Source organism: Pseudomonas yamanorum (assembly GCF_013386765.1).
Classification (GTDB): Bacteria; Pseudomonadota; Gammaproteobacteria; order Pseudomonadales; family Pseudomonadaceae; genus Aquipseudomonas; species Aquipseudomonas yamanorum_A.
Window position 1 is genome coordinate 37,110 of sequence record NZ_JACARE010000025.1, and the last position, 24,042, is coordinate 61,151.

Sequence of the window (24,042 nt, forward strand, 5' to 3'; positions counted from 1 at the left end):
CAAGCTCCCTCGCCACAGCAAGCTCCCCGCCACAGCAAGCTCCCCACCACTGCAAGCTTCCCCACCACTGCAAGCTCCGCCACCACAACAAACTTCCCCACCACAGAAGCCCCCTTGCACCAGGCAATACTCATCCAGGCATCAGCGGCTCATAGGCCCGAACGCCTCATCCACCTTCGCCAGGTCGGTATCGCGCAAATTGCCCGCGTAGTAATGCAACTTGGTCCAGGCCATCAGGTAGTCGTAGCGCGCCTGGGCCAGGTCGCGACGGGTGCTGTACAGCTGCTGCTCAGCGTTCAGCGCATCAAGGTTGACCCGCTCGCCGCCGAGGATGCTTTGCTTGGTCGACACCACCAGCGCTTCGGCCGAGGTCAGTGCCTTTTGGTAGGCGCGCAACTTGCTGACGCCCGACAGGCAAGCGCTGAACTGGCGCCGCAGTTCGATCAGGGTCTCGCGGGTCTTGCCTTCCAGCTCGTACTCGGCCTGCTCCATGGCGCGGCTGGCCTGGCGGGTGGAGGCCGAGACGCCGCCACCGGCATACAACGGCATGCTGACCTCGATGCCGATGGTGTTGGTGTCGTAGCGCTGGTTGTAGGTGTTGCCGCTGTCGGATTCCTGCTGCCGCGAACTGGCATAGGCCGTGACCCGCGGCAGGTGCCCCGAACGGTTGCGCTCCACTTCATAACGCGCCACTTCCACGGACTGGCGTTGCGAGGCCAGGTTGGGGTTGTTGGTCAGCGCGAGTTCGTGCCAGGTGTCGTAGTTGGCCGGGGTCAGGGTGAAGGCGGCAAACCCCGGGTTCAGCGGCGCCAGGTCGGTGATGTTGACGCTCTGCACGCCAATCAGCGCCCCCAGTTCCCGCAACGAAGCGTCTTGCTCATCCAGCGCCTGGATTTCCTCGGCGGTGGCCAACTCGTAACGGGACTCGGCTTCCAGGATGTCGGTGCGGGTGCCTTCGCCCTGCTGGAACAAATGCTGGTTCTGCTGGAACTGTTGCTCGTACGCCTTCTTCTTGGCGCGGGCAATATCGATCTGGTCCTGGGCGAACAGCGCCTGGGTGTAATAGGTCAGCACCCGCACCAGCAGCGCCTGGCTCTTGTCGCGAAAACTCTCGTCGGCAAACAGCGCCTGGGCCACGCCCTTGCGGTAGTTGGCATAGGCTTCGTAGTCGAACAGCGGCTGTTGCAGGGTGAAGGTGGAGCCGTAGCTGTTGTAGTTGCGGTCATCGTGATAATTGCCGCCGCGCCCGTCGGGCAAGGTGGCCTGGGAGTTGTTGCGGCCCTTGTTGTAGTTGTACGACAGCTTGGGCAGCAGGCCGGCGCGGCCGATGGTGCGGTTCTCCAGGCCGGCGTCGCGTTCCTTGATGGCGCCAAGGAACACCGGGTCGTTGCGCAGGGCTTGCTCGTAGACATCGAACGGGCCCATGGCCGCCTGGGCGCTGCCGCAGGTGAGTAACAAGGCGATGAACATCGGCTTCATGTTCATTCCTCGGTCAACGCCGAGCCGGCGCGGTCCAGCAGCGGCTTGAACAGGTAGTTGAGCAAGGAGCGCTCGCCGGTGCGGATGAACATCTCGGCGGGCATCCCCGGCTTGATCACCAGGCCATGGAGTTTTTCCAGGGCGCTGCTGCCGACCGTGGTGCGCAGCACGTAGTAAGGCATGCCGGTTTTTTCGTCGAGCATCTGGTCGGCGGAGATCAGGCTCACCTCCCCCGGCACCCGCGGCGTGCGGCTTTGGTTGAAGGCAGTGAACAGAATGTCCACCGGCAAGTGAGTGCCGACTTTGTCCACCAGGTGCACCGGCAAGCGCCCTTCCACTTCCAGCCGGGTGTCCTGGGGCACGATTTCCAGCAGGGTTTCACCGGCACGCACCACGGCGCCCTCGGTGTGCACGCTCAGGTTGACCGCGATGCCATCGGCCGGGGCGTTGATCTCGCTGTGCTGCAGGTCGAAACCGGCGGAGGTCAGTTGCTGTTCCAGGGTCAGGCTGCGCAGTTGCGCGTCGGCCAGCTGGCTGCGGACTTCCTTCTGGTACTCCTCGCTGTGCTGCTGCAGCTTGAGGCGCGATTCGAGGATCCCCTGCTCCACCCGCCCACTTTCGCCGGTGTTCTGCGCCAGGTCCTGTTGCACCTGGGACAGTTGCCGCTGGTATTCCATCAAGCGGTTGCGCGGGATGTAGCCGTTGTCGGCCAGGGGTTGCAGGTTGTTCAGTTGGTCGCGCAGGGATTGGGCCTGGGCGGTCAGGTCGCTGCGGGCGCGGCGCATGCCGTTGAGTTGCGCGGTGGCGCCTTCGATACTCGCGCGAATCCCGGCCTGTTCCCGGGCGAAGGCTTCGCGGCGGCTGCTGAACAGTTGGCGTTGGCCTTCCAGCACCAAGGCCAGGGCTGGATCCGGGTTACCGCTCAGCTGCGCCGGAAAAGTGATGATCGATTGGTTGTCACGCTCGCTCTGCCAGCGCGCCACGCTGGCCCAGGCCATGCGGTACTGGGCTTGCAGGGAGTGCACGTCAGCCTGGTTTTGGGTCTGGTCGAGCTGGAACAGTGGCTGGCCTTGCTTCACCGCTTCGCCTTCACGCACCAGAATCCGGCTGACCACGCCGGGGCTCAGGGTTTGCACGGCCTTGCGTTTGCCCGAGACCACCACCGTGCCTTGCACCGGAATCCCCTGGTCCAGCGGCGCCAGGCTGGCCCACAGGAAAAAACCGCCGGCGCCGATCACTGTCAGCAGCCAGCCCATGCGGGCAAAAAAACGTGCGTCGTGCTCGGGGTGAGTCTGTTCGTAATCGCGGTTGATTTGAATGCTGCTGTCGCTGCTCATGCGCCTGATCCTTGCGGCTTGATGAAAAACTGTAGGAGCGAGCTTGCTCGCGAAAAGCCCGAGGGCGCCGTGTTGATTCAGGCTGCCCACGTCATCGTTAACGACCTTCGCGAGCAAGCTCGCTCCTACCGCTGGGCTGTTCTCGCTGGCCGGACAGCGCCCGCAGCACGTCCTGGCTGGGACCGAAGGCCTGCATGCGGCCTTCGTTTAGCACCAGCAGCTTGTCAGCCTGGGCCAACGCCGAGGAGCGGTGAGTCACCAGCACCACCGTGCTGCCCTGGGCTTTCATCTGCATGATCGCGCTGGCCAGGGCCGCTTCGCCCACGGTATCGAGGTTGGAGTTGGGCTCATCCAGCACGATCAGGCGCGGGCCGCCGTACAGGGCACGGGCCAGGGCCACCCGCTGTTTCTGGCCACCGGACAGGCCGCTGCCCTCGTCACCGAGCACGGTGTCGTAGCCATGGGGCAAGCGCAGGATCAGTTCGTGCACGCCGGCTTGCTGGGCGGCCTGCACTACTAACTGCGGGTCGGCTTCGCGAAAGCGTGCGATGTTGTCGGCGATGCTGCCGCTGAACAGTTCGATGTCCTGAGGCAGATAGCCGATATGCGGGCCGAGGTCGTCGCGGTCCCAGCGATGGATATCCGCGCCATCCAGGCGCACGGTGCCGGCCAGGGTTGGCCATACGCCCACCAGTACGCGGGCCAAAGTCGATTTGCCGGAGCCAGACGCGCCCAACACACCGAGGACTTCGCCGGCAGCCAGGTTGAAGCTGACCTGATGCAAGGTCGGCATACGCCGCCCCGGCGGCCCCGCGCTGACCTGCTCAAAACTCACATTACCCTTGGGCGCCGGCAAGGCCATCTGCTCGCACTGGGGCGGGAACTCGCGCATCAGGTTATCGAGGCGCTGGTAGGCCAGCTTGGCCGAGCTCCATTGCTTCCACACGGCAATCAACTGGTCGATGGGACTCAACACCCGGCCCATCAGGATGGAACCTGCGATCATCATCCCGGCCGTCATGTCGCCCTTGATCACCAGCAACGCCCCCAGGCCCAGCACCAACGATTGCAGGCACAGGCGCAGGGATTTACTCAGGGAACTGATGATCGAACCCGTGTCGCTGGCCTTGTTCTGCAAACCGAGAAACTGCGAATGCACCTTGAACCAGCGCTTGCGCAACGCCCCCAGCATGCCCATGGCCTGGATGGTCTCGGCGTTGTGCAGGTGGCTGGTGGCCAATTGCGTGGATTGCTGGGAATACCCGCTGGCTTCACCCAGAGGTTTTTTGGTCAGGTATTCGTTGAGGCACGCCAGCCCGATCAGCAGCACCGCGCCTGCGCTGGCCAACACCCCGAGCCACACGTTGAACAGGAAGATCACAAACAGATAGATCGGAAACCACGGCGCATCGAAAAACGCGAACAGCGCAGGCCCTGTAATGAACTGGCGGATATGGGTCAAATCCCCCAGGGATTGCCCGCCGTGGCCTTCACCCCGTTGCAGGTTGCGTTCGAAAGCGGCCTTGTACACCCGCAGGTTGAAGCGTCGTTCCAGTTGGCTGCCGATGCGGATCACGATAAAGCTGCGGATCACTTCCAGCACGCCGATAAACGCAAAGAAGCCCACCACCATCAGCGTCAACATCACCAGGGTGGTTTCGTTCTGTGAAGACAGCACGCGGTCGTAGACTTGCAACATATAAATCGACGGCACCAGCATCAGTACGTTAATCAATGCCGTGAAACAGCCAATACTGATCAGAATGCTTTTGTAATCGCCAAGTGCTTTAAATAGTGGTGCAACGGGAGTGGTCTTCGCCATGTTGCCTGATCTTCCCTGAGCCTGATGACGCGCAATAGTTTGCCCAGCGCCCCAATAAGGCGCGAGCAAACATTAAAATCGGGTTATAGCGTTATAACGAACTCTTAGGGTGCGCGTTGTAATAACAACACGGCGCCGGATTTGGAACGGCCCTCATATTCGCCTTCTTTCTGGCGATTCAAGTGAGTAATGCCCGTGCCCTCGGCATTCATCAACCAAATACCATCGGGAGTCGGCGTCCAACTAACGGGGGCTTCTCCCAGCCATTGCCCGGCGCACGCGACATCGCCGCCCAATGCATTGGCCTGTTCAATCAAATCCAGCGCGCACACCTGTTCCTGCTGGTGCAGCGCCCAATGCCCGGCCAGTTGCGCGGACGTAGGTAAAACCAGACTGCTTGCCATTGCTGAGGCTCCTGCCGACATAAGCAATACCTGGAAACACCAGGCCACTGTAGTGCGAAATAACGTCATCACCATCGCCCGTTCAAGGGGTGGATGCAAGGGCAGAGGGCAGCGCGTGTGCGCCGCCCTCCTTTACACGTGTATCAAGCCACTATGTCGCTGACGGCTGCCTGGCCAACGGTGGTGACGAGGAAATCCGCCACGCCGTGCCCGGAGAAGTCTACGGCCAGGGTGCCCAGGTTGGTACCCGAGGCGTAGGACAACACCGCATCGCCGGCATGCCCGGTAAATGCATTGACGAAGGTCAGGCCTGCACCTTTGGTGATGCCGCTAAGGTCGATCTTGTCCGAACCCGAGGTGAAGTCGAAGATCTTGTCGGATGCGCCTGGCTTGGAGTCCGAGCTGGCACCGAACACGAAGGTGTCCGAGCCTGCGCCGCCCCACAGCTGGTCTGCACCGCCGCCGCCGTAGATGATGTCGTTGCCGGCACCGCCTTTGAGGACGTTGGCTGCAGCGTTACCGATCAGCAGGTCGTTGCCCGAGCCGCCGATGGCGTTCTCCACGGTCACACCCTGGGCGATGGAAACGTTGCCCACCAGGCCGCCAACGTCGGAGAACGAGCCTGCATTGAGGTTGATCTTCTGGTTCTGGGTAAAACCGGAGAAGTCCAGGGTGTCGTTGCCACCACCGTCCCACACCGAGAACACCAGCTTGTCGGCCGATGACGTGGCGCTGAGGAAATCACGCCCGGTGTTGGAGTTGAAACCGTAGGTGGTGTCGCCGGCGCGGGTGTTGTAGTTGGCGCCGTAGAGTTTCTGGATCGCGGCAATGTCGTCGATCAGCGGGCCGGAAGAGTAAGCCTCTACCCCGCCTTTGCTGAAGTTCTGGTTGGTGTTGCTCTCGCTCCAGTAACTCATGACGCTGTAGCCACGCGTGTCCTGTCCATAGTCCGCGTCTTTGTACGAAGGGTTGCCGGTCCCGGCGTTGTAGTCGCCAGGGTGATCCAGGCCCAGGGTGTGGCCGATTTCGTGAGTCAGGGTCTGGCGGCCATAGTTGTTCAGGTCTGGCGTTTTGTTCGGCGTGTAGCTGCTGTTGGTCAGGTACCAGGAGGTGCCGTCAAGGCCGCTTTCGTTGTACTTGGCGTTGGTGCCCGGCAGGTACGCAAAGGCTGCCGCGCCGTCCTGGCCGCCGCTGTAGTTGCCGAAGGTCATGTGGAAGTCACCGCCCGAGGCTTTCTCGGTGAAGGTCACGTTGGCCACATCGGCCCAGGATTGCATGGCCAGTACGGCCTGTGCTTTCTGCTGGGTGTTGAACTGGCTGAACCCGGTGATCCCATGCTTGTTCATGGTCGCGTTCGAGGCCGAAGTCAGGAAGGTGTAGGTGAGGTCGATCTTGCCGTTGCCATCCACGTCCCGGTACGCGGCGTTCTCACGCAGCAGGTGGTCAGCAGCCTGGTCAACGGTGAACGAAGGTTTGCCATTGACCGTGAGGTTACCGCCACGATCATATTGATGGCTAAAGCTATCGATTTGCGTATAGGCAGTACTTGCTTGAGCCGCCGACACAATAGCTTTGTCTTTTACTTTTGACATAAACGTACTTCCTTGTTTGCAAGTGGAACAGTTTTTGTCCGATAGAACCCACTCTGGCGAGTAAGTCCTATCACTCGCCCCTTTTGAAGGCGAAAGAAAACTGACACAACTTGAAATCATTCGTCCAGCGCTATTTTTGCCGGGCAAAACATGGCGCAGTGAACAATTCCTGCAAACGCTGGCTAGTCGCGGCTTATAAAAAGACCACTATTTAAATATTAAATATCGCTAAAGCGGTTTTATATGGAATGGATCCAAAGTATTGACTGGGGTGCACTAAGAAAGTGTCACCGTGTCATAGTTAGTATTAACTGGCCACTATCTAAGTCTTGTCCCGTATTACCGGGACAAGACTTAAAGTATTTATTGGCCCTTCCACCCTGTTTGGCGCAATGCCTGCAAGAGTGCCTGCGAGTCCAGCGCCGGCACCCGCACACCGTGGTCGGTGGTCATCTCTTCACCGGCCACGATGGCATTGATGATCGCTTCTTCTACCGCCTCTGCCGCCGCACTGAACAACGGCGAAATGTGGTCGTTATTGACCATTTGCAGCGGCGTACTGAACGGCACGCCCTTGCGCCCATAGTCGGCCACCGGCAAATCCTGGTTGCCAGTGGCGAACGCCAGGAACAGGTCCCCGCTGGAATCCTCGGTGCCGCCGCCCGTGCGCGCAATGCCGATGGAGGCCCGCTGCGCCAGGCGCTTGCACTGGTGCGGCAGCAACGGTGCATCGGTAGCGATGATCACCACGATGGAGCCCATGCCGGGGGTGCCGCGATCGGCGAACGGTGACGGGATGTCCATCAGCTTGCGCCCTACCGGATAACCATCCACCCGCAATTCCTGGCGCTTGCCATGGTTGGCCTGCACCAGCACGCCCACGGTCCAGCCGCCCTGCTCCGCCGGAAGCCGCCGCGACGCCGTACCGATGCCGCCCTTGAACTCATGGCAGATCATCCCGGTGCCGCCACCCACGGCGCCCTCCGCCACCGGCCCGGATTCGGCGTTGGCCAGCGCCTCACGCACATGTTCCGGGCCGACATGCTGGCCCCAGATGTCGTTGAGCAAGCCGTCGTAAGTCTCCATCACCACCGGCATGCACCAGTACACCGCCGGGTCGGCCAGGCTTTCGCGCTCCAGGGCGATCAGGGTGTCGCGCACAATGCCGATGCTGTGGGTGTTGGTGATGGCCAGCGGCGTGGTCAGCAACCCCGATTCGCTGATCCATTCCAGGCCGGTCGCATCGCCATTGCCATTGAGCACGTGGTAGCCGGCAAAGCACGGTTGATACCGCGCGGCACCGGCCCGCGGCTGGATCGCCGTCACGCCGGTACGCACCTGCTTGCCGTCGATGCGGGTGTTGATGGTGCTATGGCCGACCCGAACCCCAGGAACGTCGGTGATGGCATTCAACTCACCGGGCGTGCCCAGTCCCAACGTGATGCCCAATTGCCGTGCGCGCATAACCACTCCTTACAATTTCTGAAACGCCGGACTCAACCGGCCACTGATGCAATACAGGATCACCGACAGCGCCAACAGGCCGATGATAATCATGATGTCGCGACCCGAGGCGGCAATCGCCAGGGTCACCAACAGGTAGCCGGCGCCCAGTACCGCCAGCAACGCCGGCACCGGCCACAACGGCATGCGATACGGGTGCTCACGGTCACGCAGCAATACCCGGCTCATCAACGCACTCAGCGCGACGATCAGGTACACCAGCATGATCAGCAGCACGCTGAAGGACGTGAGGTCCGCCAGGTTGGAGCTGAAGCTGAGCAACGCCGAAGGGATCGCCAGGAACAGCGTAGCCAGCCACGGTGAATCCCAGCGCGGATGAATCCGCGTGAACAGTTTGTTGATGGTCGGCGTCCACAGCGCATCGCGGCCGCTGCTGAACACCACCCGGCCAATCTGGATCACGATGGCGACGATGGCGTTGAACACCGACAGGAAGATCCCGGCACTCACCAGTCGTGACAGGGTTTCATTGCCGTGACTGGTCAGCAGATAGCCGATGGGATCGGGGCTGCTGATCATCGCGCTGAGGGATGGCGCGCCGATCAGCAGCGCGGTGATGGGCACCAGCTCGATCACCACCACCAGGCCCAGGGACCACAGCACCGCCTTGTGCACGCCCTTGCCGCCGCACTTCATGTCTTCCGCCAGCAGCACCGCCGGGCCGTAGCCATTGAACGAGAACAGGCCGATGCCCACCGCACCGATCACCAGCGCCCAGGGAGCCAGGTGCAGCACACCGTTTTCGACAATCTGCGGCTGCAGCAGCACGCTGACCGGCTGCACCGGGTTGCCGAAGCCGATAAACACGATCACCAGCAACGCCGCCACTTCCAGCAGCAGGCAGGTGCCGGTGATCCAGGCATTCAGCTTGATATTCAGGATGCCCAGGGCGTAACTGCACACCACGATGACCAGGGCCACGGTCTGTGAATCGAATGTTGTGCCCAGGGCGTTATTCAGGTACGTCGCCGCCCCGGTTGCCAACACCGGCGGGATAAACAGCAACATCACCAATACCGTGAGAAACGTCGCGTAGCCGGCCATGCCGCCGAACACCCGCTTGGCGTACACGTATTCGCCGCCGGCGCTGTTGTGGGCGCGGCCGAGTTCGGCGTAGCAAAAGGCAAACATCAGCGCGAGCAGCCCGGCCATCACAAACGCCAGGAACACCCCGCTGCCGGCCTGCTGGATGGCAAACGGCGCAATCACGAAAACGGAACTGGCCGGGGTCACCGCCGAGACGGTGATGGCCACTACATCGAACACGCTCAAGGTGGGTTTCAGCACGCCGTCGGGCGTGGAAGGAGCACTCATATCGTTATCCTCTTGATTGTTCTTGGTTTGAGGCAGAAACGAAAAGGCAAAGCGACGCAGGGTATGTTCCCCGCTGACTGACGGCCAACTTAAACGCTGCGCACAGAGCGGCCAATTCCCCTATTGGAGTACTCCCCTTGACGCCGCCGGGCAAAAGTCGAACCCTTGCGGCCTAATCCTTTGCGTGGAGCTGCACATGAGCCTGTTCAGGGAAGTCGGCATGCACGCAGGGCTGGGCCGTACCGTCGCGCAGATCGGCACCGAACGCTTCTGGAAGCAACTGGTGCTGTTGCTGCACCAGTGCGTGCCTTTCGATAATGCCCTGGCGATCTTCTACCCCGCCGATGGCCCGCCCCAGGCGCTGGAGGAATACGACGCGCAACCGAGCAGTAAACCGGCGTCGATGCTGGTTTATCTCAATGGCCTGTACTTGCTCGATCCGTTTTTCCAGGCGTGTCGCGAAGGCTATGCCAGCGGCGTGTACCGGCTTGAAGAAGTGGCGCCGGACCATTTTCGCCAGAGTGAGTACTTCCTCAATTACTTCCACGACAACGTGCTGGAGGACGAAGTGCAATTCATCCTGCAACTGCCCGGCGCGGGGACGTTGTCGCTGTCGTTGGGCATGCAGCGATTGTTTAGCGGTGAGGAAACCGGGTTGATGACGACGTTGGCGGCCTGGGTGCTGCCGTTGATGCAACAGCATTGGCAGCAAAGTACTCAGCGGGTGGCAGCCCCTGCGCAAATGGCCAGCCAGATTCGCGATGCGCTGAGTCATTTTGGGAGTGGGGTGTTGTCGGAGCGGGAGCTGGAGATTGCGCGGTTGGTGCTGCGCGGGTTTTCTTCGAAAGCCATGGCCGAGCGGCTGAGTATTTCACCGGACACGGTCAAGGTTCATCGTCGGCACCTGTATGCCAAGCTGGATATCTCGTCGCAGCCGGAGCTGTTTTCGTTGTTTATCCAGTCGTTGGGGCATGATCTGGAAAACCCTTAGGTTCGGCGGTGTGGCTACGCAGCCTCGCTTGGGCTCGACAGCTGCTACGCGGGGTGAGCCGTAGCAGCTGTCGAGCTTTAGCGAGGCTGCGTGAGGCCCTCAAAGCCACCAAACATCCCAAAGCGGATAATCATGCACGCGCCTCACCAACCCCGCGCGAATCGGATTAAACACCACATAACGGGCGAAATCCTTCAGATCCTCCTCACGCCGCACACCTCTATCGTGATAGCCCTTCTGCCAGAGTCGGCCACGACGCCCAAGCGCACGATTGACCGTCAAACTGCTGCGCGATTTTATTCGGCACATCAACTCGGCCAACGACTTGTCGTGCAGTTGAACCAACCAGTGAAAATGATCCGGCATCACCACAAACGCGAGTGAATTCGCCCACTGATCTTCATGTGCCTGCCGAAACTCTTTGACGAGCAGCCGCCCGACTTGCCAATCGCTGAAGATCGGCAAGCGCTGGTCGACCACGGCCGTCAGCAGATACACACCGCCAATCTCTGAGGCCCTTCCAATCCGCAAACGTCCAGACTTGTTTGATACAGGCATTCCTTGCCTCCGAATCAACATTAGGAGGCAAGGAATTTAGAGGGCGCAGGGCTTAAAGGCAGCCATTGATGATCGACGAAATGTTGCCAATCAACGGCCGGTACGAATGGTGTTCCACACCCGCGTACGAATCCGGTCGATGTTCAGCGGCATCGCTTCCAGTGCAAACAGCTTGCCCATCATTTCCGGGCTTGGGTACACCTTGGTGTCGCTCTTGATCGCCGGGTCTACCAGGCTGTCTGCCGCTGCGTTGCCGTTGGCGTAGTGCACGTAGTTGGTGATGCTGGCCATCACTTCCGGGCGCAGCAGGTAGTTCATGAACGCATAACCGGCCTTCTCATCCGGTGCGTCGGCGGGCATGGCGACCATGTCGAACCAGATGGCGGCGCCTTCCTTGGGAATGTTGTAGCCGATGTTCACGCCGTTCTTGGCTTCCTTGGCACGGCTTTCGGCCTGGAGGATGTCGCCGGAGAAGCCGACGGCCACGCAGATGTCGCCGTTGGCCAGGTCAGCGGTGTATTTCGAGGAGTGGAAGTACGCCACGTATGGCCGTACTTTCATCAGCAGGTCCTCGGCCTTTTTGTAGTCTTCGGCCTTCTTGCTGTGGTGCGGCAGCCCCAGGTAGTTGAGCGCCGCCGGCAGCAGTTCCGGGCCGTTGTCGAGGATCGCCACGCCACATTTCTGCAGCTTTTGCATGTTTTCGGGCTTGAAGATCAGGTCCCAGGAATCCACCGGGGCGTTGTCGCCCAGCACGGCCTTGACCTTGTCGATGTTGTAGCCGATGCCGGTGCTGCCCCACAGGTACGGGAAGCCATGGGCGTTGCCCGGGTCGTTGTTTTCCAGGGCCTTGAGCAGCACCGGGTTGAGGTTCTTCCAGTTGGGCAGCTGGCTCTTGTCGAGTTTCTTCAGCGCCCCGCCCTGGATCTGCCGGGCCATGAAGTGGTTGGAGGGAAACACCACGTCGTAGCCGGATTTACCGGTCATCAACTTGCCGTCGAGGGTTTCGTTGCTGTCGTACACGTCGTAGGTGAAGCCGATGCCGGTTTCTTTCTGGAAATTCTTGGTGGTGTCGGGGGCAATGTAGTCCGACCAGTTGTAGATCTTCACCGTCTCGGCGGCTTGGCTGAGGGTGGCGACAAATACCAGCGGCAACAGGGCAATGGGTCTCATGGTTCGATTTCCTGGCGGTTTTAGGGCTGTTTTTATGGCAGGCGATCAAAGATCAAAGAATCAGAGGATCAATACATAGGTCTTGCGCACGGTTTCCTGGATGTCCCAGATACCGGTGCTGTTGGCCGGCAACATCAGTGCGTCGCCGGCTTCTATGTGGAGCATTTCCCCGTTGTCGGGGGTGAAGGTGCAGCGTCCCTGGATAAAGTGGCAAAACTCCTGGGCTACGATCTGCCGGCGCCAGCGCCCGGGCGTGCACTCCCAGATGCCGGTTTCCACGCCGTCACTGCGCTCCACGCTCAGGGTCGAGGCCACCGCCACCGGTGTGCCCAACGGCACGGCGACGGGCGAGGAATCCGGCAAATGGGCGCTGAGTGTGTCTTTGAACTGGGTAATGCTCATGTTCATACCTGTGGTGATTGAAACGACTTAGTGCATGAAACCTTCCATGAACCCGGCGACGCCGCTGGCCAGCTTGCGGCGCCACGGCGCGGTGTTGGGGTTGGCCAGCACCTGGTCTTCGTGGACAAAGCTGCGAATGATTGCGTTGTAACCCAGCCAGCGGCAGGGTTCCGGTTCCCAGGCCTTGAGCCCGTCCAGCCGGCCCGGCTGGATGACCCACGGCTGCTGTACCAGGGGCGTATCGAGCCCCAGGATCAAGTCCGCCAAGGTGCGGCCGCCCAGATTGCTGGCCCCTACGCCCTCGCCGCCGTAACCACCGGCCAGCGCAATGCCTGCCGCGTGATCGCAAAGCATGTGTGGTTTGAAGCGTCGGGACATGCCCAGGTTGCCGCCCCACGCGTGGGTGATTCGGACTTTTTTAAGCTGCGGAAATAGCTCGCCGAACAGGTAGCGACGCAGCTCGATTTCGCCCTCGGTGAGCTCGAAGTTGTGCCGCAACTTGCCGGCAAACTGATAACCGCCACGAGCACCGAACACCAGGCGGTTGTCTGCCGAGCGCTGGCCGTAGGTGACCTGGCGGCTGCTTTCGCCGAAGGCCTGGCCCCGGCTCAAGCCAATCTCATCCCAGGTACTGGCCGGCAACGGCTCGGTGGCGACGATCAAGCTCTGCACCGGCAACTGATAGCGGCCCAGCGGAGCCAGGGTGGTGGCATACCCTTCAACCGCCGGCACCACCCAGGAGGCGCGCACCGAGGCTTTTGCCGTGCGCAAGCTGCCGGACTGCCAGTGGGTAACGGGGCTGTTTTCGTAGATCCTGACGCCCATCTGCTCCACCACACGGGCCAGGCCGCGCACCAGCTTGGCCGGGTGAATCGTGGCGACGTGGGGGGCATAGATGCCGCCGTAGGGCTTGGCAATGCGGATTTGTTCGGCCAACTGCTGCGGGCCGAGCCAACGGTAATCGTCCTCGGTCAGGCCCTGGCTGTGGAGTTTGGCCAGGTACGCCCGCAGGGTGGTTTCCTGTTCGGGATAACGCGCGGCGCAATACAGCACGCCGCCCTTGCGGTAGTCGCAGTCGATGCCTTCACGCTCGATCACCTGGGCCACTTCATCGGGAATCGCGTGCAGCAGGTCGAACGAGGCCCGGCGCTGCTCCGGGGACAAGCCGGCCAGCAGCCGGTCTTCCCCCAGCAGGTTGCCCATCAGCCAGCCGCCGTTACGGCCTGAGGCGCCAAACCCGGCGGTTTGCGCCTCGATGATGGCGATCTTCAGCTCGGGAGACTGGCGCTTCAGGTAATACGCAGTCCACAGCCCGGTGTAGCCGGCGCCGATAATGGCCACGTTGACGTCCAGGTCCTGTTCCAGGGACGGCCGCGCCACCAGCGGCTCGTCCAGCTGGTCCATCCATAAACTGATATTGCGCCATGCAGGCATGCCAAGCTCCACCACCACACTTCGATGGCGGTGATCCTAGAGCCTGGCCTCAGGGACTGTCTTGCGCGCGTGCACGCAGGGAAATTTGTTTGACGTAGGCCTTGGGCGACTGGCCGGTGTGCTGGCGGAAACAGCTATAGAACGCTGACGTTGAATTGAAACCGGCAGCAAACGCCAGTTCGTCAATGCGGATCGGCGGCGTGGCCTTGTCCAGTGCCGCCAGCAGGTGCTGGAGACGCGCCTGGTTGACGTAGCGATAGAAACTTTGGCCCAGCACCTGGTTCAACAGGTAGGAAATCTGGTTGCGGCTGTACCCGCACTCCTTCGCCACTCGCTGCAAATCCAGCTCGGGGTCCAGGTACGGTTGCTGGCGCTGGAAGTACTGCTGCAAGTCATTGGCCATGTAGCTCAATTGCTGGGGCGACAGGCCCAGGCGGCTGACGGTCGGGCGTGTGGTCTCGCTGCGGCTGGAGGACTGCTCGTGCACCAAAGACGCGTATTCGTTGACCCGCCAGATCAGGCCGTCGCGCACGGTGATGGCTTCGCTGGTACGAAACGACACCAGGCCCTGGCCACCGCGCAAGGTGATGCGGTACTGGATGAACGCCGTATCGCCGTCGGCGCGAATGCGGTCGGTGTGCTCGATCGCTTCATCCGCACCACGGGGCATGCTGGCTTGCAGGTACTCACGCAGTTCGCCTGCCCCTACGACCCGGTTCTGGAAGAAATCGTGGTACTGGATGTCCGGGTGGTAGTACGACATCACGCCGTCCAGGTCCCGGTGTTTCCAGCACAAATGATGGCGCAGCACCAGCTCTCCGGTGGCTTGGGTCTGCAGTGAATCATCCGGGACGAAGTCGGGCATGGGGCGCTCAAAGGCTGGTGGAACCAGCGAGCTTGCCGAACTTTCCAGGTGGCTTCAATGGCCAATTGACAGTTCTGACTAATGGCCTTTCGCCCACTAATGCGTAGGACATGACCCACATCAACTTTCTTGAAAACAACCGCCGAACGGGACAAAAAAACTCCCCTGCCGGATGCGAACGAATGCTATTTTTAGAGCTCAAGACGGCCATGACCAGTGACGGTGATGGCGCCCCTGCAGCGAGCTAAAGGAAGCGCTCAATGAACAAGGTGGGCAACATGAATAAAGTGACGTTCCCCAACGCCTGCCAGCTGATGCGCTGGCATTTTCATCCCATGGGCTTTGAGGCGAGCATGGACGCTCCCGGCAGTATGATCGCCCGCCTGTTCGACCGCGCCAGCGGAGAAACCCTGATCGCCATTGCCGGCATTCCCTGCGCCACCGTCATGAACGCTGCCGACGTGGAGCGGATCATCGAAGCCGTGGAGGATGAGCTGGAGTCGTTTGTGCTGCCGTTGTCGTTGCGGGCTTAATCTGGCGGCGCGAGTACCCTGTGGCGAGGGAGCTTGCTCCCGCTGGACCGGGCTGGCGCTCCAGTGCGAAGCGCTCCCAGGATTTTGGGGCCGCTTCGCAGCCCAGCGGGAGCAAGCTCCCTCGCCACAGCAGTTTGATGTCACTGCTTATGAATTCTGGGTGCGCTGGTCATCAAAAAACGCTTTGTCCCCGGCCACCCGGTCCGACGCCTTTGGCACATTCACCCCTTGGCCATCCTGGCTTTCGACATACCAATAGCAATGGCTCACCGCCCGGGTAATCCCCACATAGGCCAGCCGCAGCACTTCGTCTTTTTGCGCGCTGTCGTAAGGCTCGGTGTCGCCGTCCTTGCCCAGGCCCGCCAGGCGGTACACCTGGTTTTTGTAAGGCGAACAGGTCAAGTGCTGGCAATCTCCCAGCAGGAATACCGCATCCGCTTGCAGGCCCTTGGCACTGTGATAGGTCAGTTGCTTGAGCCGGCGGGCGTCATACGGCAAGCTAGAATCCACATTAACAACAGACTGAATATGCTCTTGTATCAATAGCTTATCGCTGCTTTTTCGATACAGCATTAATATCGAGTCACCCTTTTGGTAGTGCGCCAGCAGTTGCTGGCCCAACGCCGCGTCGTCACGATCACGCACCGTGACAGGCACCAATGCTTTCGGGGTTCCACTCGCCTTGGCTTTCTTGCCGCTGATGGCCGGGGCAGCACGCACGATGTGTTCGGCCGCGTCGATAACGTGCTGGTGGCTGCGGTAGTTCTCGCCCAGCATCACCCGCGTGGTCGCCGGTGACGGGAATTCCTTGTTGAACTCCATGAAGTACTTGGGCGAACTGCCCCGCCAGCCATAAATCGACTGCCAGTCATCCCCCACGCACAACAGCGAAGAACGCTGGGCGCCACGGCCCACATGCATGGCCGGCCCGCGACTGCGGATCTCCCGCAGGCTGGCGCGGATCCACGAGACGATCTGCGGGGATACGTCCTGGAACTCGTCGATCATCAGGTGCGACATCGGCCGCAGCAGCGGGTCGCTGAGCAGCTTGAGGTTTTCCGGGGTGTTTTCGCCGAACAGCGAGAACATCCGGTTGTAGGTCATGACCGGTGGTGACTGGTCCAGCAGATGGTCTTCCAGGGCCTTCCAGAAAATGCTCAGGGCTTCGAAGTAAAAACGGTCCGGGTCGTCCTTGGCAAAGCTCATCTTGCCGACGGCGGTGGGCACGTCCAGCCCGAGGTTTTCGATAAACCCGGCGGCGGCGACAAAGCTGTCCAGCAGCGGCGCTGAACCCAGTTCGCCCTTGACCTTGTAATCGAAGCCCGGGCCCGCTGTGGCATCGCCCGCCAAACTGCTCAGAAGTCTCTTGGATGATTCGTAACTCTCAAACCATATCAACGGCTTACGGCAGAAAGCTTGAAACAGAGTGCGCTTGACGGCCCACTCTGCGCGTACCGAGAGCTTCGAACCGGGACGGCTGACCTGGGCGTTTTCCCGCGGGTCGAAACCCAGCACTACCCAGGCATCCAGCTCGGCAATGTAACCATGGCAGTGAAACTGTGCGCCGTTTATGTCGAAGGTCTGGCGATTGGGCTCGATGCCCTTGATCGGCCAGGCGCCGGCGCGAAACCACAGGTCTTCGATCACATCGCAGAGTTCTTCATCGCGCTTGGCCGCCAGTTCGGTCACCGCCACGCGCTTCTGCACGTCCGGATGGTCCCGTTCCAGTTCCTTGAGTTGCAGGGCATGCCGCGCCAAAGGGGCAATCAGCTCGCGAAAGCGCGCGTGGCGGCCATGCAACTGGTGATAGCAGGCATTGAGCTGCTGGCGCTGGGCCTCGTTGATCCGCAGTTCAAAGGGGTTGCTGTCGGCTTCATCAAAGCCCGCTTCGGTGCGGGTATTGAGGTTCTCAAAAGCTTGCAGCCGCTCAAGGCCCGGCAGGCTGCGCACCATCGGCAGAATGCGCGAGTGAAAGGTGCGCACCACCGCTTGCGCCTCTTTCATACCAAGGGGTTGGCCCCACAAGGCGAGAATTTCCATGAGCTTGTTGATGAAGTCCTTGCGCGACTCGCGGGTGAAAGTCACCACGGTCATCGAGCTCAGCTCAAAGCCCAGGTAATGGGTCAGCAGCAGGATACGCAGCACCAGCGAGGTCGATTTACCCGCGCCGGCGCCCGCGATCACTGAGGTGGACGGCGTATCACTGAAGATCATCTTCCATTGGGCCACGCTCGGCTGGGCATGGGCCGGCAGCAGGCGTGCCACGTCGGCCTTGATGCGTTTCTTCAATTCGGCGGTCAATGGCAGGCGCCAGTCGTCGAACAGGTCGTCGTCGACACCCGGCGCAGTGTGTTCATCCGGCCGAAAGTCGCGAATCAGCAGGACCTGACGGCCCTCTTCGATGCCGTCCGCCTTGCCTTCCTGATAACCGTACTCCACGCCTGCCGTATGGCCGCTGCGAAAGCCGTCGGCCTGGCCATGCAGCCAGGAGAATCGATGCTGGGCGCGCAGGCGCGTGAGGCCGTGGCCGAATAATCGGGCGGCCAGCCGTTTCAACAGGGGCATTTCGGCCAGTGGCCGCAGTTCGGGAGGCAGATCGGGGGTGTGTTGCGGCACGCGGACTCCTGCGATGCTTTAACTCGGACAAGAGCCCTATGTTCGCCGCAAATGCCCCTCAGTTCCAGCCAATTGCTTTGGGCTCATGCAGTTAGGCGATGAAGTGAAGATAAGCTCTGAGCATCGGCATCGAAGCATTCGATAGGAATCCTGCATTTTTTACGCTTTTTATCGATCTGGCGCTGATGGATCATGGCCCCCATCCACAGGAGACGATCATGCTCGAACTTCGACCTTTCAACACCCTGGGCGGCGCCAACCATGGTTGGCTGGACGCTCACCACCACTTTTCCTTCGCCGAATACCACGACCCCAAGCGTATGCACTGGGGCAACCTGCGCGTCTGGAACGATGACCTTATCGCGCCAGGCACCGGCTTTCCACAGCACCCGCACCGGGACATGGAAATCATCACTTATGTGCGTGAAGGCGCCATCAGCCATGCCGACAACCTGGGCAACAAGGGCCGTACCGAGGCCGGCGACGTGCAGGTGATGAGCGCAGGCACCGGGATCGCCCACAGCGAATACAACCTGGAAGCCACGCCGACCAAGATTTTCCAGATATGGATCATTCCCAACGAGGCCGGTTTACCGCCGTCGTGGGGCGCCAAGCCGTTTCCGAAGGGTGACCGCGAGGGTTTTGTGACCTTGGCCAGTGGCAAGGCCGGAGACAGCGAAAGCCTGCGTATTCGTGCTGACGCACGGCTGGTGGCGGCGAACTTGAAAGCCGGTGAAAGTGCCGAGTATCGGCTGGACAGCGGGCGCCGGGCGTATCTGGTGCCGGCCACCGGGGTGATTGAAGTCAATGGCTTGCGTGCACAGGCTCGAGACGGTGTGGCGGTTGAAGATGAGCCGGTGCTGCGGGTGACGGCGGTTGAAGACAGCGAGATCGTGTTGGTCGACCTGGCTTGACTGAATTTAAATGTGGCGAGGGAGCTTGCTCCCGCTGGAGCGCGTAGCGCTCCCAAGATTTTGGGGCCGCTTCGCAGCCCAGCGGGAGCAAGCTCCCTCGCCACACAAGCTCCCTGCCACAGGTTAATCAGTCACAGGTGCAATTGGGGTGTCAGTTAGACGAGATCGCCCCGTCCACCAACACCTGCGCCTCTTCCACCAGTTGCTTGAGGTGATCCTCACCCATAAAGCTCTCGGCGTAGATCTTGTAGATGTCCTCGGTGCCCGATGGCCGTGCGGCAAACCAGCCGTTTTCGGTCATGACTTTCAGCCCGCCAATCGCCTGGTCGTTACCCGGCGCATGGCTGAGGATCTGCTGGATGCTTTCCCCCGCCAATTGCTTGGACGTTACCTGGTCCGGCGACAGCTTGCCCAGCAAGGCTTTCTGCGCCGGGGTGGCCTTGGCGTCGACGCGGATTGCGAAGGGTTCACCCAGCGCGTCAGTCAGCCCACGGTAGATCTGGCTCGGGTCCTGGCCTTTGCGCGAGGTCATCTCTGCCGCCAGCAATGCCGGGATCAGGCCGTCCTTGTCGGTGCTCCAGACGCTGCCGTCCTTGCGCAGGAATGAGGCCCCGGCGCTTTCTTCGCCGCCAAAACCCAGGGAGCCATCGAACAGGCCATCGGCAAACCACTTGAAGCCCACCGGCACTTCGTACAGGCGGCGGCCAATGCGCTTGGCGACGCGATCGATCAAACCGCTGCTGACCACGGTCTTGCCCACGGCCGCATCCGCACGCCACTCAGGACGGTTCTGGAACAGGTAGTCGATGGACACCGCGAGGTAGTTGTTCGGCGCCAGCAAGCCACCGGACGGTGTCACGATGCCGTGGCGGTCGTGGTCCGGGTCGCAGGCAAAGGCCACGTCGTAACGGTCCTTGAGGCCGATCAAGCCTTGCATGGCGTAGCTGGAGGACGGGTCCATGCGGATCTGGCCGTCCCAGTCGACGCTCATGAAGCGGAAGGTCGAATCGACTTCGGTGTTCACCACGTCGAGGTTCAGGCGGTGATGCTCGGCGATGGCCGACCAATAACGCACCCCTGCTCCACCCAGTGGATCAACGCCCAGGCGCAGGCCAGCGCTGCGGATCGCATCAAAGTCGATGACGTTGACCAGGTCGGCCACGTAGGTGTTGAGGTAGTCGTGGCGATGGGTGGTGTCGGCCTTCAGCGCCTGGGCGTGGGTGATGCGCTTGACCCCGGCCAGCTTGTTGCCCAGCAGTTCGTTGGCCTTTGCTTCGATCCACTTGGTGATGTGGGTATCGGCCGGGCCGCCGTTGGGCGGGTTGTATTTGTAGCCGCCGCTTTGTGGCGGGTTATGGGACGGCGTGATCACGATGCCGTCGGCCAGGCCGCTGGTGCGGCCGCGGTTGTAGCAAATAATGGCGTGGGAAATCGCCGGTGTCGGGGTGTACTCATCGCCTTCGGCGAGCATCACGTGCACGCCATTGGCGGCCAGCACTTCCAGGGCGCTGGCGCCGGCTGGCGTGGACAGCGCGTGGGTGTCCAGACCGACGAACAACGGGCCGTCGATGCCCTGGGCTTCACGGTAAAGGCAAATCGCCTGGCTGATGGCAAGCACGTGCCATTCATTGAAGCTCAGGTCGAACGAGCTGCCCCGGTGCCCGGAGGTACCAAAGGCGACGCGTTGGGTGGAGATCGCTGCATCAGGCTGGCCGGTGTAATAGGCCGTTACCAGTCGCGGGATGTCTACCAGCAGTTGAGCTGGTGCCGGCTTGCCCGCAAAAGGACTGAGAGTCATGCATAAACCTCTGAAAGAGAAGGATTCGGAAAAAGAGTGCAGTTTACTGGGAGTTGGACTGCTCCGCGACGTTATAAATCCTACAACAATCAGCGAAATTTCATTCTTATTCGGTCTGCGCCTGCTTCAACGCCAGGGCCAGGTCACCCAGAGCATTCCCCAGGTTATGCGCCCCGTCGAAGGTATGGCTAAGCCGCAGATGCTGGCAGTGCAGACCGCTGATGCTGAATAACTCCCCCGGCGCGATCACCACCTGCCGGCCCAGCAGCCGCTGAAACACCTGGCGCATGTCCACCGCCGCCCGCGAGCGCAACCAGAAGGTCGCGCCAGCCGCCGGCATCCGGTAGGTCACCTGATCCCCCAGGTGCTCATCCAGGCGCAGGCTCATCAGCCGGGCCTGCTCCTTGAGTTGCGGTCGCAAGTCCCGCAGGTGCTGGTCGATCCGCCCGCTTTGATAAAGCCGCGCAATCGCCCGCTGGCGGATAGGCGACAGGCAGAATGCGCGCAGCAGGAACTGGCGTTGCAACTCACTGCTGAGATGACTCGACAGCAAGTAGCCAAAGGGCGCCTCCGGGCCGAGCATTTTCTCGAAGGTGGAAAACACCATCAGCCGCTCGGGGTTGGCCAGGTCTCGCAGTGGGCTGATCGGCTGCTCGAAGCCCAGTTCGCCATAGCTGTCATTTTCTAACAGCCAACAGCCATGCCGGTTCAGTAACCCCACCAACTGCATGCGGTCAGGGTTGGGCAGCGCGATCCCTGACGGCAGGCTCACGCCCGACGACAACAGCGCCAATTGCACCGGCTCGTGGGTCAGCAATTGTTCTAGCAGCATCAGGTCCAGGCCGCCCTGCGCCGTAAAAGGCAGTTCGATGATCCTTACGCCCGCCCCCTGCAACAGCCGCAGAATCAGCCAATCACAGGGTGACTCGACGATGACGGCGGCGCCTTTGAGCCCGAGCACCTCAATCAGGATTTCGAGCACCCCGCGCAGATCGGCACCGATATACACCTCGTCCGCCTGCCAACAGCGCGTCGGCGACGAGGTGTAGCGGGCCGCGAGGGCCGCGCGCAGTTCCCAGACGCCACACGGCTGCGACCAGGGCTGCAAATGGCGCGGGTAGTGACGCAACAATTCACGCTCCAGCAGCAACAGTGCCCCGTCCAGAGACGCCCCCAGTGCCGGTTCATCGGCGCTGAGCACCAGCATGCCCGGGCGGCGCGCACTGGCGTAGAGACGCTCCAGCAGGTCGCCACCGTTGCTGCCTGGCGGTTTATTCAACACCGGCCAGGCGTAATAGCCCGACTTGGCCACCGAATACACCCGGCCTTCCTTCTCCAGCAGCGAATACGCGTATTGAATGGTCGAGATCGACACATTCAGGCGCACCGACAGCTGGCGCAATGAGGGCAATTTCACCCGGGCCTCGGCGCCGACCTCGCTGATGAGGTTGATCATGTAGCGATACACCGCCTGGTAGGCGAACTCGGTTTGCCGGTCGTCCTTGAGGCTCATCGCGCTTCGCCCGCCGTTACACTCGGCGCCACCCCCTTAACGCCCTGACAGCTGGCAGGTTGCCATGGCCGGCGTGTCCGACTGCGGCACCATAGTGGCGGATCGCTTGCGATAGAGATGTTGGAGCAAGTCGAGCGGTAGCCCGCTGACGTCGGTCACCCATTGCGCCAACATATCGGCCACCGGCTTGCCTTGCAGTGCCTTGTGCAGCTCAGGGAGTGCCACCAGCATGCCGGGATGGCATTGGCGCAAAAAGCTTTCGAGGCGCTCGCCGTGCCGGATAAACGGCGAGAACATCAGGCAATTCAGCTGGCTTTCCTCCAGCCCAAACAACTCGTGGGCGTACCCGGCAGACAAGGCGCGACCCTCGGCAGTGGCTGCCCGGGCAATCAGGTGTTCGCTAATCTGCTTGCGTCGCATGAACGGCGTGGCCTGCTGTACAAACCCCAGGACGCCCTCCTCATAGTCCAGTTCCCGCAGGGACTCTGCCTGCAGGCCCCGCAGGTGGGCCATCAGCAGCGGGTTCACGTGGCTCGGGTGGCTGAAATGAAAGCCAAACTCGTCCGTCTGATAGGCCAGGAACTGCCGCAGCAACGGCCCGGACGCGTAGTCGACCGCCTCCATCAGGTCCGCAACGCAGATGTAGGCGAGATGGCGGTGGCTGTCCTTGTCTTCAGGGGTACCGTCGGCGTAGTGCTCGCCGTACAGGTCTCGGTAATACCCGTCGCTCCACTCATCCATGCGCGCGAACAGTCCGCTGAGCACCCGGGGTTGCCGCGCGGGCACCACAACGCTGGCCGACAGCGCCGCCTTCTTCAGCCACGCCAGGTACGCCCGTTGCTTGCGTGAGGAATCACCGCTGACCAGCGCATGCACCCCGCCGTTCCATGTGGTCACGCGCTGGTAAAAGTCGCCGAGGGCCAGGTAAGCGTCACTGCACAGCGTCTGGCCAAGGTCCGCCGACGTCATATGCCCCACCATCAACAGGTTGCGCCGGCTGCTGTCGCGCGCTGTAGCGGCTGCCGGTCGCAGGTGGTTGAACGGCAACACCTCCTGATTCTCCACCATCAGCAGTTCCACCCGAGGGTCATCATGCAGGAACAGCGCGCTGTAGCCGCGATGCAGGGTGTCCAGCGCGGTTTGCGTCATGCCGGCATGGCGCAAGGTGGCGACGCGCAATTGAAAGGTCCGGGGCGTGCGGCCCGCGAGTGTCAGTTGTGCCGCACGCAGCAAGGTCAGGACGTAGCTGCTGCCGGGGCCGGTGCCGTGGGCGACCAACACCCTGTACTCACCGAGCCGCTCAATGCCGCCTGCCGCCACGACGATTCGTTGAATCAACAATTGCAGCGAAGTGCGCTCTGTTCGAGAGAAATGCCCTACCAAGCGTTGCAGTACTTGTTGATAGACATAGTTCATGGCTTGCTCGTGAATTGCGCTCATAGTTCTACTACCTGAGTTGAAATATCAGTTTCGGGCAACCGTTAACGGTATTTGCCAGACCTGTTGTTTCCATAGGGGGTGTTGTCTATTGCAACATGTGACATTTAATCGAGATTAGCACCGGACCATGCCCGCCAATCGGCGTATCGGGGCTTCCAGTCCCGGACAAGCGCCAAGCAGTCGAGGCGCAGAGCTCAAGCGGGCGGTCTTAGGAAGGCTCTTACAACTTCCTACCCTGTTTTAACTTACAAACTAAAGAAGCATCTGACGCAACCAACTTTAATAATGCTTTTCCGCATGAGCGGGCATACGAAACGTTATTGGGCTTAACGGATG

General features: G+C 61.2%; 19 protein-coding genes. 3 read left to right on the forward strand and 16 right to left on the reverse strand.

Features of this window, described 5'->3' with window-relative positions:
- Positions 1 to 141: 141 nt before the first annotated feature.
- The 7 genes from HX875_RS20830 to HX875_RS20860 all read right to left on the reverse strand — a co-directional run bounded on the left by HX875_RS20830 (position 142) and on the right by HX875_RS20860 (position 9,472).
- Positions 142 to 1,479, reverse strand: a complete 1,338-nt coding sequence (locus HX875_RS20830) for a TolC family outer membrane protein (protein WP_177045231.1) — start codon at positions 1,477 to 1,479, stop codon at positions 142 to 144.
- Between the two features lie 2 nt (positions 1,480 to 1,481).
- Positions 1,482 to 2,816, reverse strand: a complete 1,335-nt coding sequence (locus HX875_RS20835; protein ID WP_177045233.1) for an HlyD family type I secretion periplasmic adaptor subunit — start codon at positions 2,814 to 2,816, stop codon at positions 1,482 to 1,484.
- Positions 2,817 to 2,913: 97 nt separating this feature from the next.
- The gene (locus HX875_RS20840) at positions 2,914 to 4,638 is read right to left on the reverse strand and encodes a type I secretion system permease/ATPase (protein WP_177045234.1); all 1,725 of its coding nucleotides are present in this window, start codon (positions 4,636 to 4,638) and stop codon (positions 2,914 to 2,916) included.
- Between the two features lie 104 nt (positions 4,639 to 4,742).
- Positions 4,743 to 5,111 (reverse strand): protease inhibitor Inh/omp19 family protein, encoded by a 369-nt coding sequence (locus HX875_RS20845; protein ID WP_177045236.1) that lies wholly within the window; start codon positions 5,109 to 5,111, stop codon positions 4,743 to 4,745.
- Positions 5,112 to 5,185: 74 nt separating this feature from the next.
- On the reverse strand, positions 5,186 to 6,634 hold the full coding sequence (locus tag HX875_RS20850) for a serralysin family metalloprotease (RefSeq protein ID WP_177045238.1): 1,449 nt from the start codon (positions 6,632 to 6,634) through the stop codon (positions 5,186 to 5,188).
- Positions 6,635 to 6,997: 363 nt separating this feature from the next.
- Positions 6,998 to 8,098, reverse strand: coding sequence for a DmpA family aminopeptidase (locus HX875_RS20855; RefSeq protein ID WP_177045240.1), 1,101 nt, complete (start codon positions 8,096 to 8,098; stop codon positions 6,998 to 7,000).
- Positions 8,099 to 8,107: 9 nt separating this feature from the next.
- A complete protein-coding gene (locus HX875_RS20860; protein WP_177045242.1) occupies positions 8,108 to 9,472 on the reverse strand; it encodes an APC family permease in 1,365 nt (454 codons plus the stop codon).
- A 196-nt stretch (positions 9,473 to 9,668) separates the two neighbouring features.
- On the opposite strand from HX875_RS20860, the gene HX875_RS20865 reads away from it, so the two are divergent.
- Positions 9,669 to 10,463, forward strand: a complete 795-nt coding sequence (locus tag HX875_RS20865) for a helix-turn-helix transcriptional regulator (protein ID WP_371321491.1) — start codon at positions 9,669 to 9,671, stop codon at positions 10,461 to 10,463.
- Positions 10,464 to 10,562: 99 nt separating this feature from the next.
- Here the strand turns inward: HX875_RS20865 and HX875_RS20870 are convergent, their stop codons facing one another.
- The 5 genes from HX875_RS20870 to HX875_RS20890 all read right to left on the reverse strand — a co-directional run bounded on the left by HX875_RS20870 (position 10,563) and on the right by HX875_RS20890 (position 14,892).
- Complete coding sequence (locus tag HX875_RS20870) at positions 10,563 to 11,021, reverse strand: REP-associated tyrosine transposase (RefSeq protein ID WP_177045244.1); 459 nt, start codon at positions 11,019 to 11,021, stop codon at positions 10,563 to 10,565.
- 90 nt (positions 11,022 to 11,111) lie between these two features.
- On the reverse strand, positions 11,112 to 12,191 hold the full coding sequence (locus HX875_RS20875; protein WP_010169417.1) for a polyamine ABC transporter substrate-binding protein: 1,080 nt from the start codon (positions 12,189 to 12,191) through the stop codon (positions 11,112 to 11,114).
- A 60-nt stretch (positions 12,192 to 12,251) separates the two neighbouring features.
- A complete protein-coding gene (locus HX875_RS20880) occupies positions 12,252 to 12,593 on the reverse strand; it encodes a cupin domain-containing protein (RefSeq protein ID WP_177045246.1) in 342 nt (113 codons plus the stop codon).
- 27 nt (positions 12,594 to 12,620) lie between these two features.
- A complete protein-coding gene (locus tag HX875_RS20885) occupies positions 12,621 to 14,027 on the reverse strand; it encodes an NAD(P)/FAD-dependent oxidoreductase (protein WP_177045248.1) in 1,407 nt (468 codons plus the stop codon).
- Between the two features lie 49 nt (positions 14,028 to 14,076).
- The gene (locus tag HX875_RS20890) at positions 14,077 to 14,892 is read right to left on the reverse strand and encodes a helix-turn-helix transcriptional regulator (RefSeq protein ID WP_177045250.1); all 816 of its coding nucleotides are present in this window, start codon (positions 14,890 to 14,892) and stop codon (positions 14,077 to 14,079) included.
- A gap of 260 nt (positions 14,893 to 15,152) precedes the next feature.
- On the opposite strand from HX875_RS20890, the gene HX875_RS20895 reads away from it, so the two are divergent.
- Positions 15,153 to 15,425: a DUF1652 domain-containing protein gene (locus HX875_RS20895; protein WP_177045253.1), complete on the forward strand. Its 273-nt coding sequence runs from the start codon at positions 15,153 to 15,155 to the stop codon at positions 15,423 to 15,425.
- A 147-nt stretch (positions 15,426 to 15,572) separates the two neighbouring features.
- On the opposite strand, the gene HX875_RS20900 is transcribed toward HX875_RS20895, so the two are convergent.
- Positions 15,573 to 18,041: a UvrD-helicase domain-containing protein gene (locus HX875_RS20900; protein ID WP_177045255.1), complete on the reverse strand. Its 2,469-nt coding sequence runs from the start codon at positions 18,039 to 18,041 to the stop codon at positions 15,573 to 15,575.
- Between the two features lie 218 nt (positions 18,042 to 18,259).
- On the opposite strand from HX875_RS20900, the gene HX875_RS20905 reads away from it, so the two are divergent.
- The gene (locus tag HX875_RS20905) at positions 18,260 to 18,955 is read left to right on the forward strand and encodes a pirin family protein (protein ID WP_177045257.1); all 696 of its coding nucleotides are present in this window, start codon (positions 18,260 to 18,262) and stop codon (positions 18,953 to 18,955) included.
- 151 nt (positions 18,956 to 19,106) lie between these two features.
- Here HX875_RS20905 and pgm read toward each other — a convergent pair whose 3' ends face one another.
- The 3 genes from pgm to HX875_RS20920 all read right to left on the reverse strand — a co-directional run bounded on the left by pgm (position 19,107) and on the right by HX875_RS20920 (position 23,706).
- Positions 19,107 to 20,753 (reverse strand): phosphoglucomutase (alpha-D-glucose-1,6-bisphosphate-dependent), encoded by a 1,647-nt coding sequence (gene pgm / locus HX875_RS20910; RefSeq protein WP_177045259.1) that lies wholly within the window; start codon positions 20,751 to 20,753, stop codon positions 19,107 to 19,109.
- Between the two features lie 106 nt (positions 20,754 to 20,859).
- Positions 20,860 to 22,266: an aminotransferase-like domain-containing protein gene (locus HX875_RS20915; RefSeq protein WP_177045261.1), complete on the reverse strand. Its 1,407-nt coding sequence runs from the start codon at positions 22,264 to 22,266 to the stop codon at positions 20,860 to 20,862.
- Positions 22,267 to 22,302: 36 nt separating this feature from the next.
- The gene (locus HX875_RS20920; protein ID WP_177045263.1) at positions 22,303 to 23,706 is read right to left on the reverse strand and encodes a hypothetical protein; all 1,404 of its coding nucleotides are present in this window, start codon (positions 23,704 to 23,706) and stop codon (positions 22,303 to 22,305) included.
- Positions 23,707 to 24,042: the final 336 nt, after the last annotated feature.

Coding starts and splice junctions, on each gene's coding strand:
- HX875_RS20890 (WP_177045250.1), bottom strand. CDS start 14,892: ATGCCCGACTTCGTCCCGGATGATTCACTGCAGACCCAAGCCACCGGA.
- HX875_RS20880 (WP_177045246.1), bottom strand. CDS start 12,593: ATGAGCATTACCCAGTTCAAAGACACACTCAGCGCCCATTTGCCGGAT.
- HX875_RS20840 (WP_177045234.1), bottom strand. CDS start 4,638: ATGGCGAAGACCACTCCCGTTGCACCACTATTTAAAGCACTTGGCGAT.
- HX875_RS20855 (WP_177045240.1), bottom strand. CDS start 8,098: ATGCGCGCACGGCAATTGGGCATCACGTTGGGACTGGGCACGCCCGGT.
- HX875_RS20835 (WP_177045233.1), bottom strand. CDS start 2,816: ATGAGCAGCGACAGCAGCATTCAAATCAACCGCGATTACGAACAGACT.
- HX875_RS20895 (WP_177045253.1), top strand. CDS start 15,153: ATGAACAAGGTGGGCAACATGAATAAAGTGACGTTCCCCAACGCCTGC.
- HX875_RS20830 (WP_177045231.1), bottom strand. CDS start 1,479: ATGAAGCCGATGTTCATCGCCTTGTTACTCACCTGCGGCAGCGCCCAG.
- HX875_RS20845 (WP_177045236.1), bottom strand. CDS start 5,111: ATGACGTTATTTCGCACTACAGTGGCCTGGTGTTTCCAGGTATTGCTT.
- pgm (WP_177045259.1), bottom strand. CDS start 20,753: ATGACTCTCAGTCCTTTTGCGGGCAAGCCGGCACCAGCTCAACTGCTG.
- HX875_RS20870 (WP_177045244.1), bottom strand. CDS start 11,021: ATGCCTGTATCAAACAAGTCTGGACGTTTGCGGATTGGAAGGGCCTCA.
- HX875_RS20905 (WP_177045257.1), top strand. CDS start 18,260: ATGCTCGAACTTCGACCTTTCAACACCCTGGGCGGCGCCAACCATGGT.
- HX875_RS20865 (WP_371321491.1), top strand. CDS start 9,669: ATGAGCCTGTTCAGGGAAGTCGGCATGCACGCAGGGCTGGGCCGTACC.
- HX875_RS20875 (WP_010169417.1), bottom strand. CDS start 12,191: ATGAGACCCATTGCCCTGTTGCCGCTGGTATTTGTCGCCACCCTCAGC.
- HX875_RS20915 (WP_177045261.1), bottom strand. CDS start 22,266: ATGAGCCTCAAGGACGACCGGCAAACCGAGTTCGCCTACCAGGCGGTG.
- HX875_RS20920 (WP_177045263.1), bottom strand. CDS start 23,706: ATGAGCGCAATTCACGAGCAAGCCATGAACTATGTCTATCAACAAGTA.
- HX875_RS20850 (WP_177045238.1), bottom strand. CDS start 6,634: ATGTCAAAAGTAAAAGACAAAGCTATTGTGTCGGCGGCTCAAGCAAGT.
- HX875_RS20860 (WP_177045242.1), bottom strand. CDS start 9,472: ATGAGTGCTCCTTCCACGCCCGACGGCGTGCTGAAACCCACCTTGAGC.
- HX875_RS20885 (WP_177045248.1), bottom strand. CDS start 14,027: ATGCCTGCATGGCGCAATATCAGTTTATGGATGGACCAGCTGGACGAG.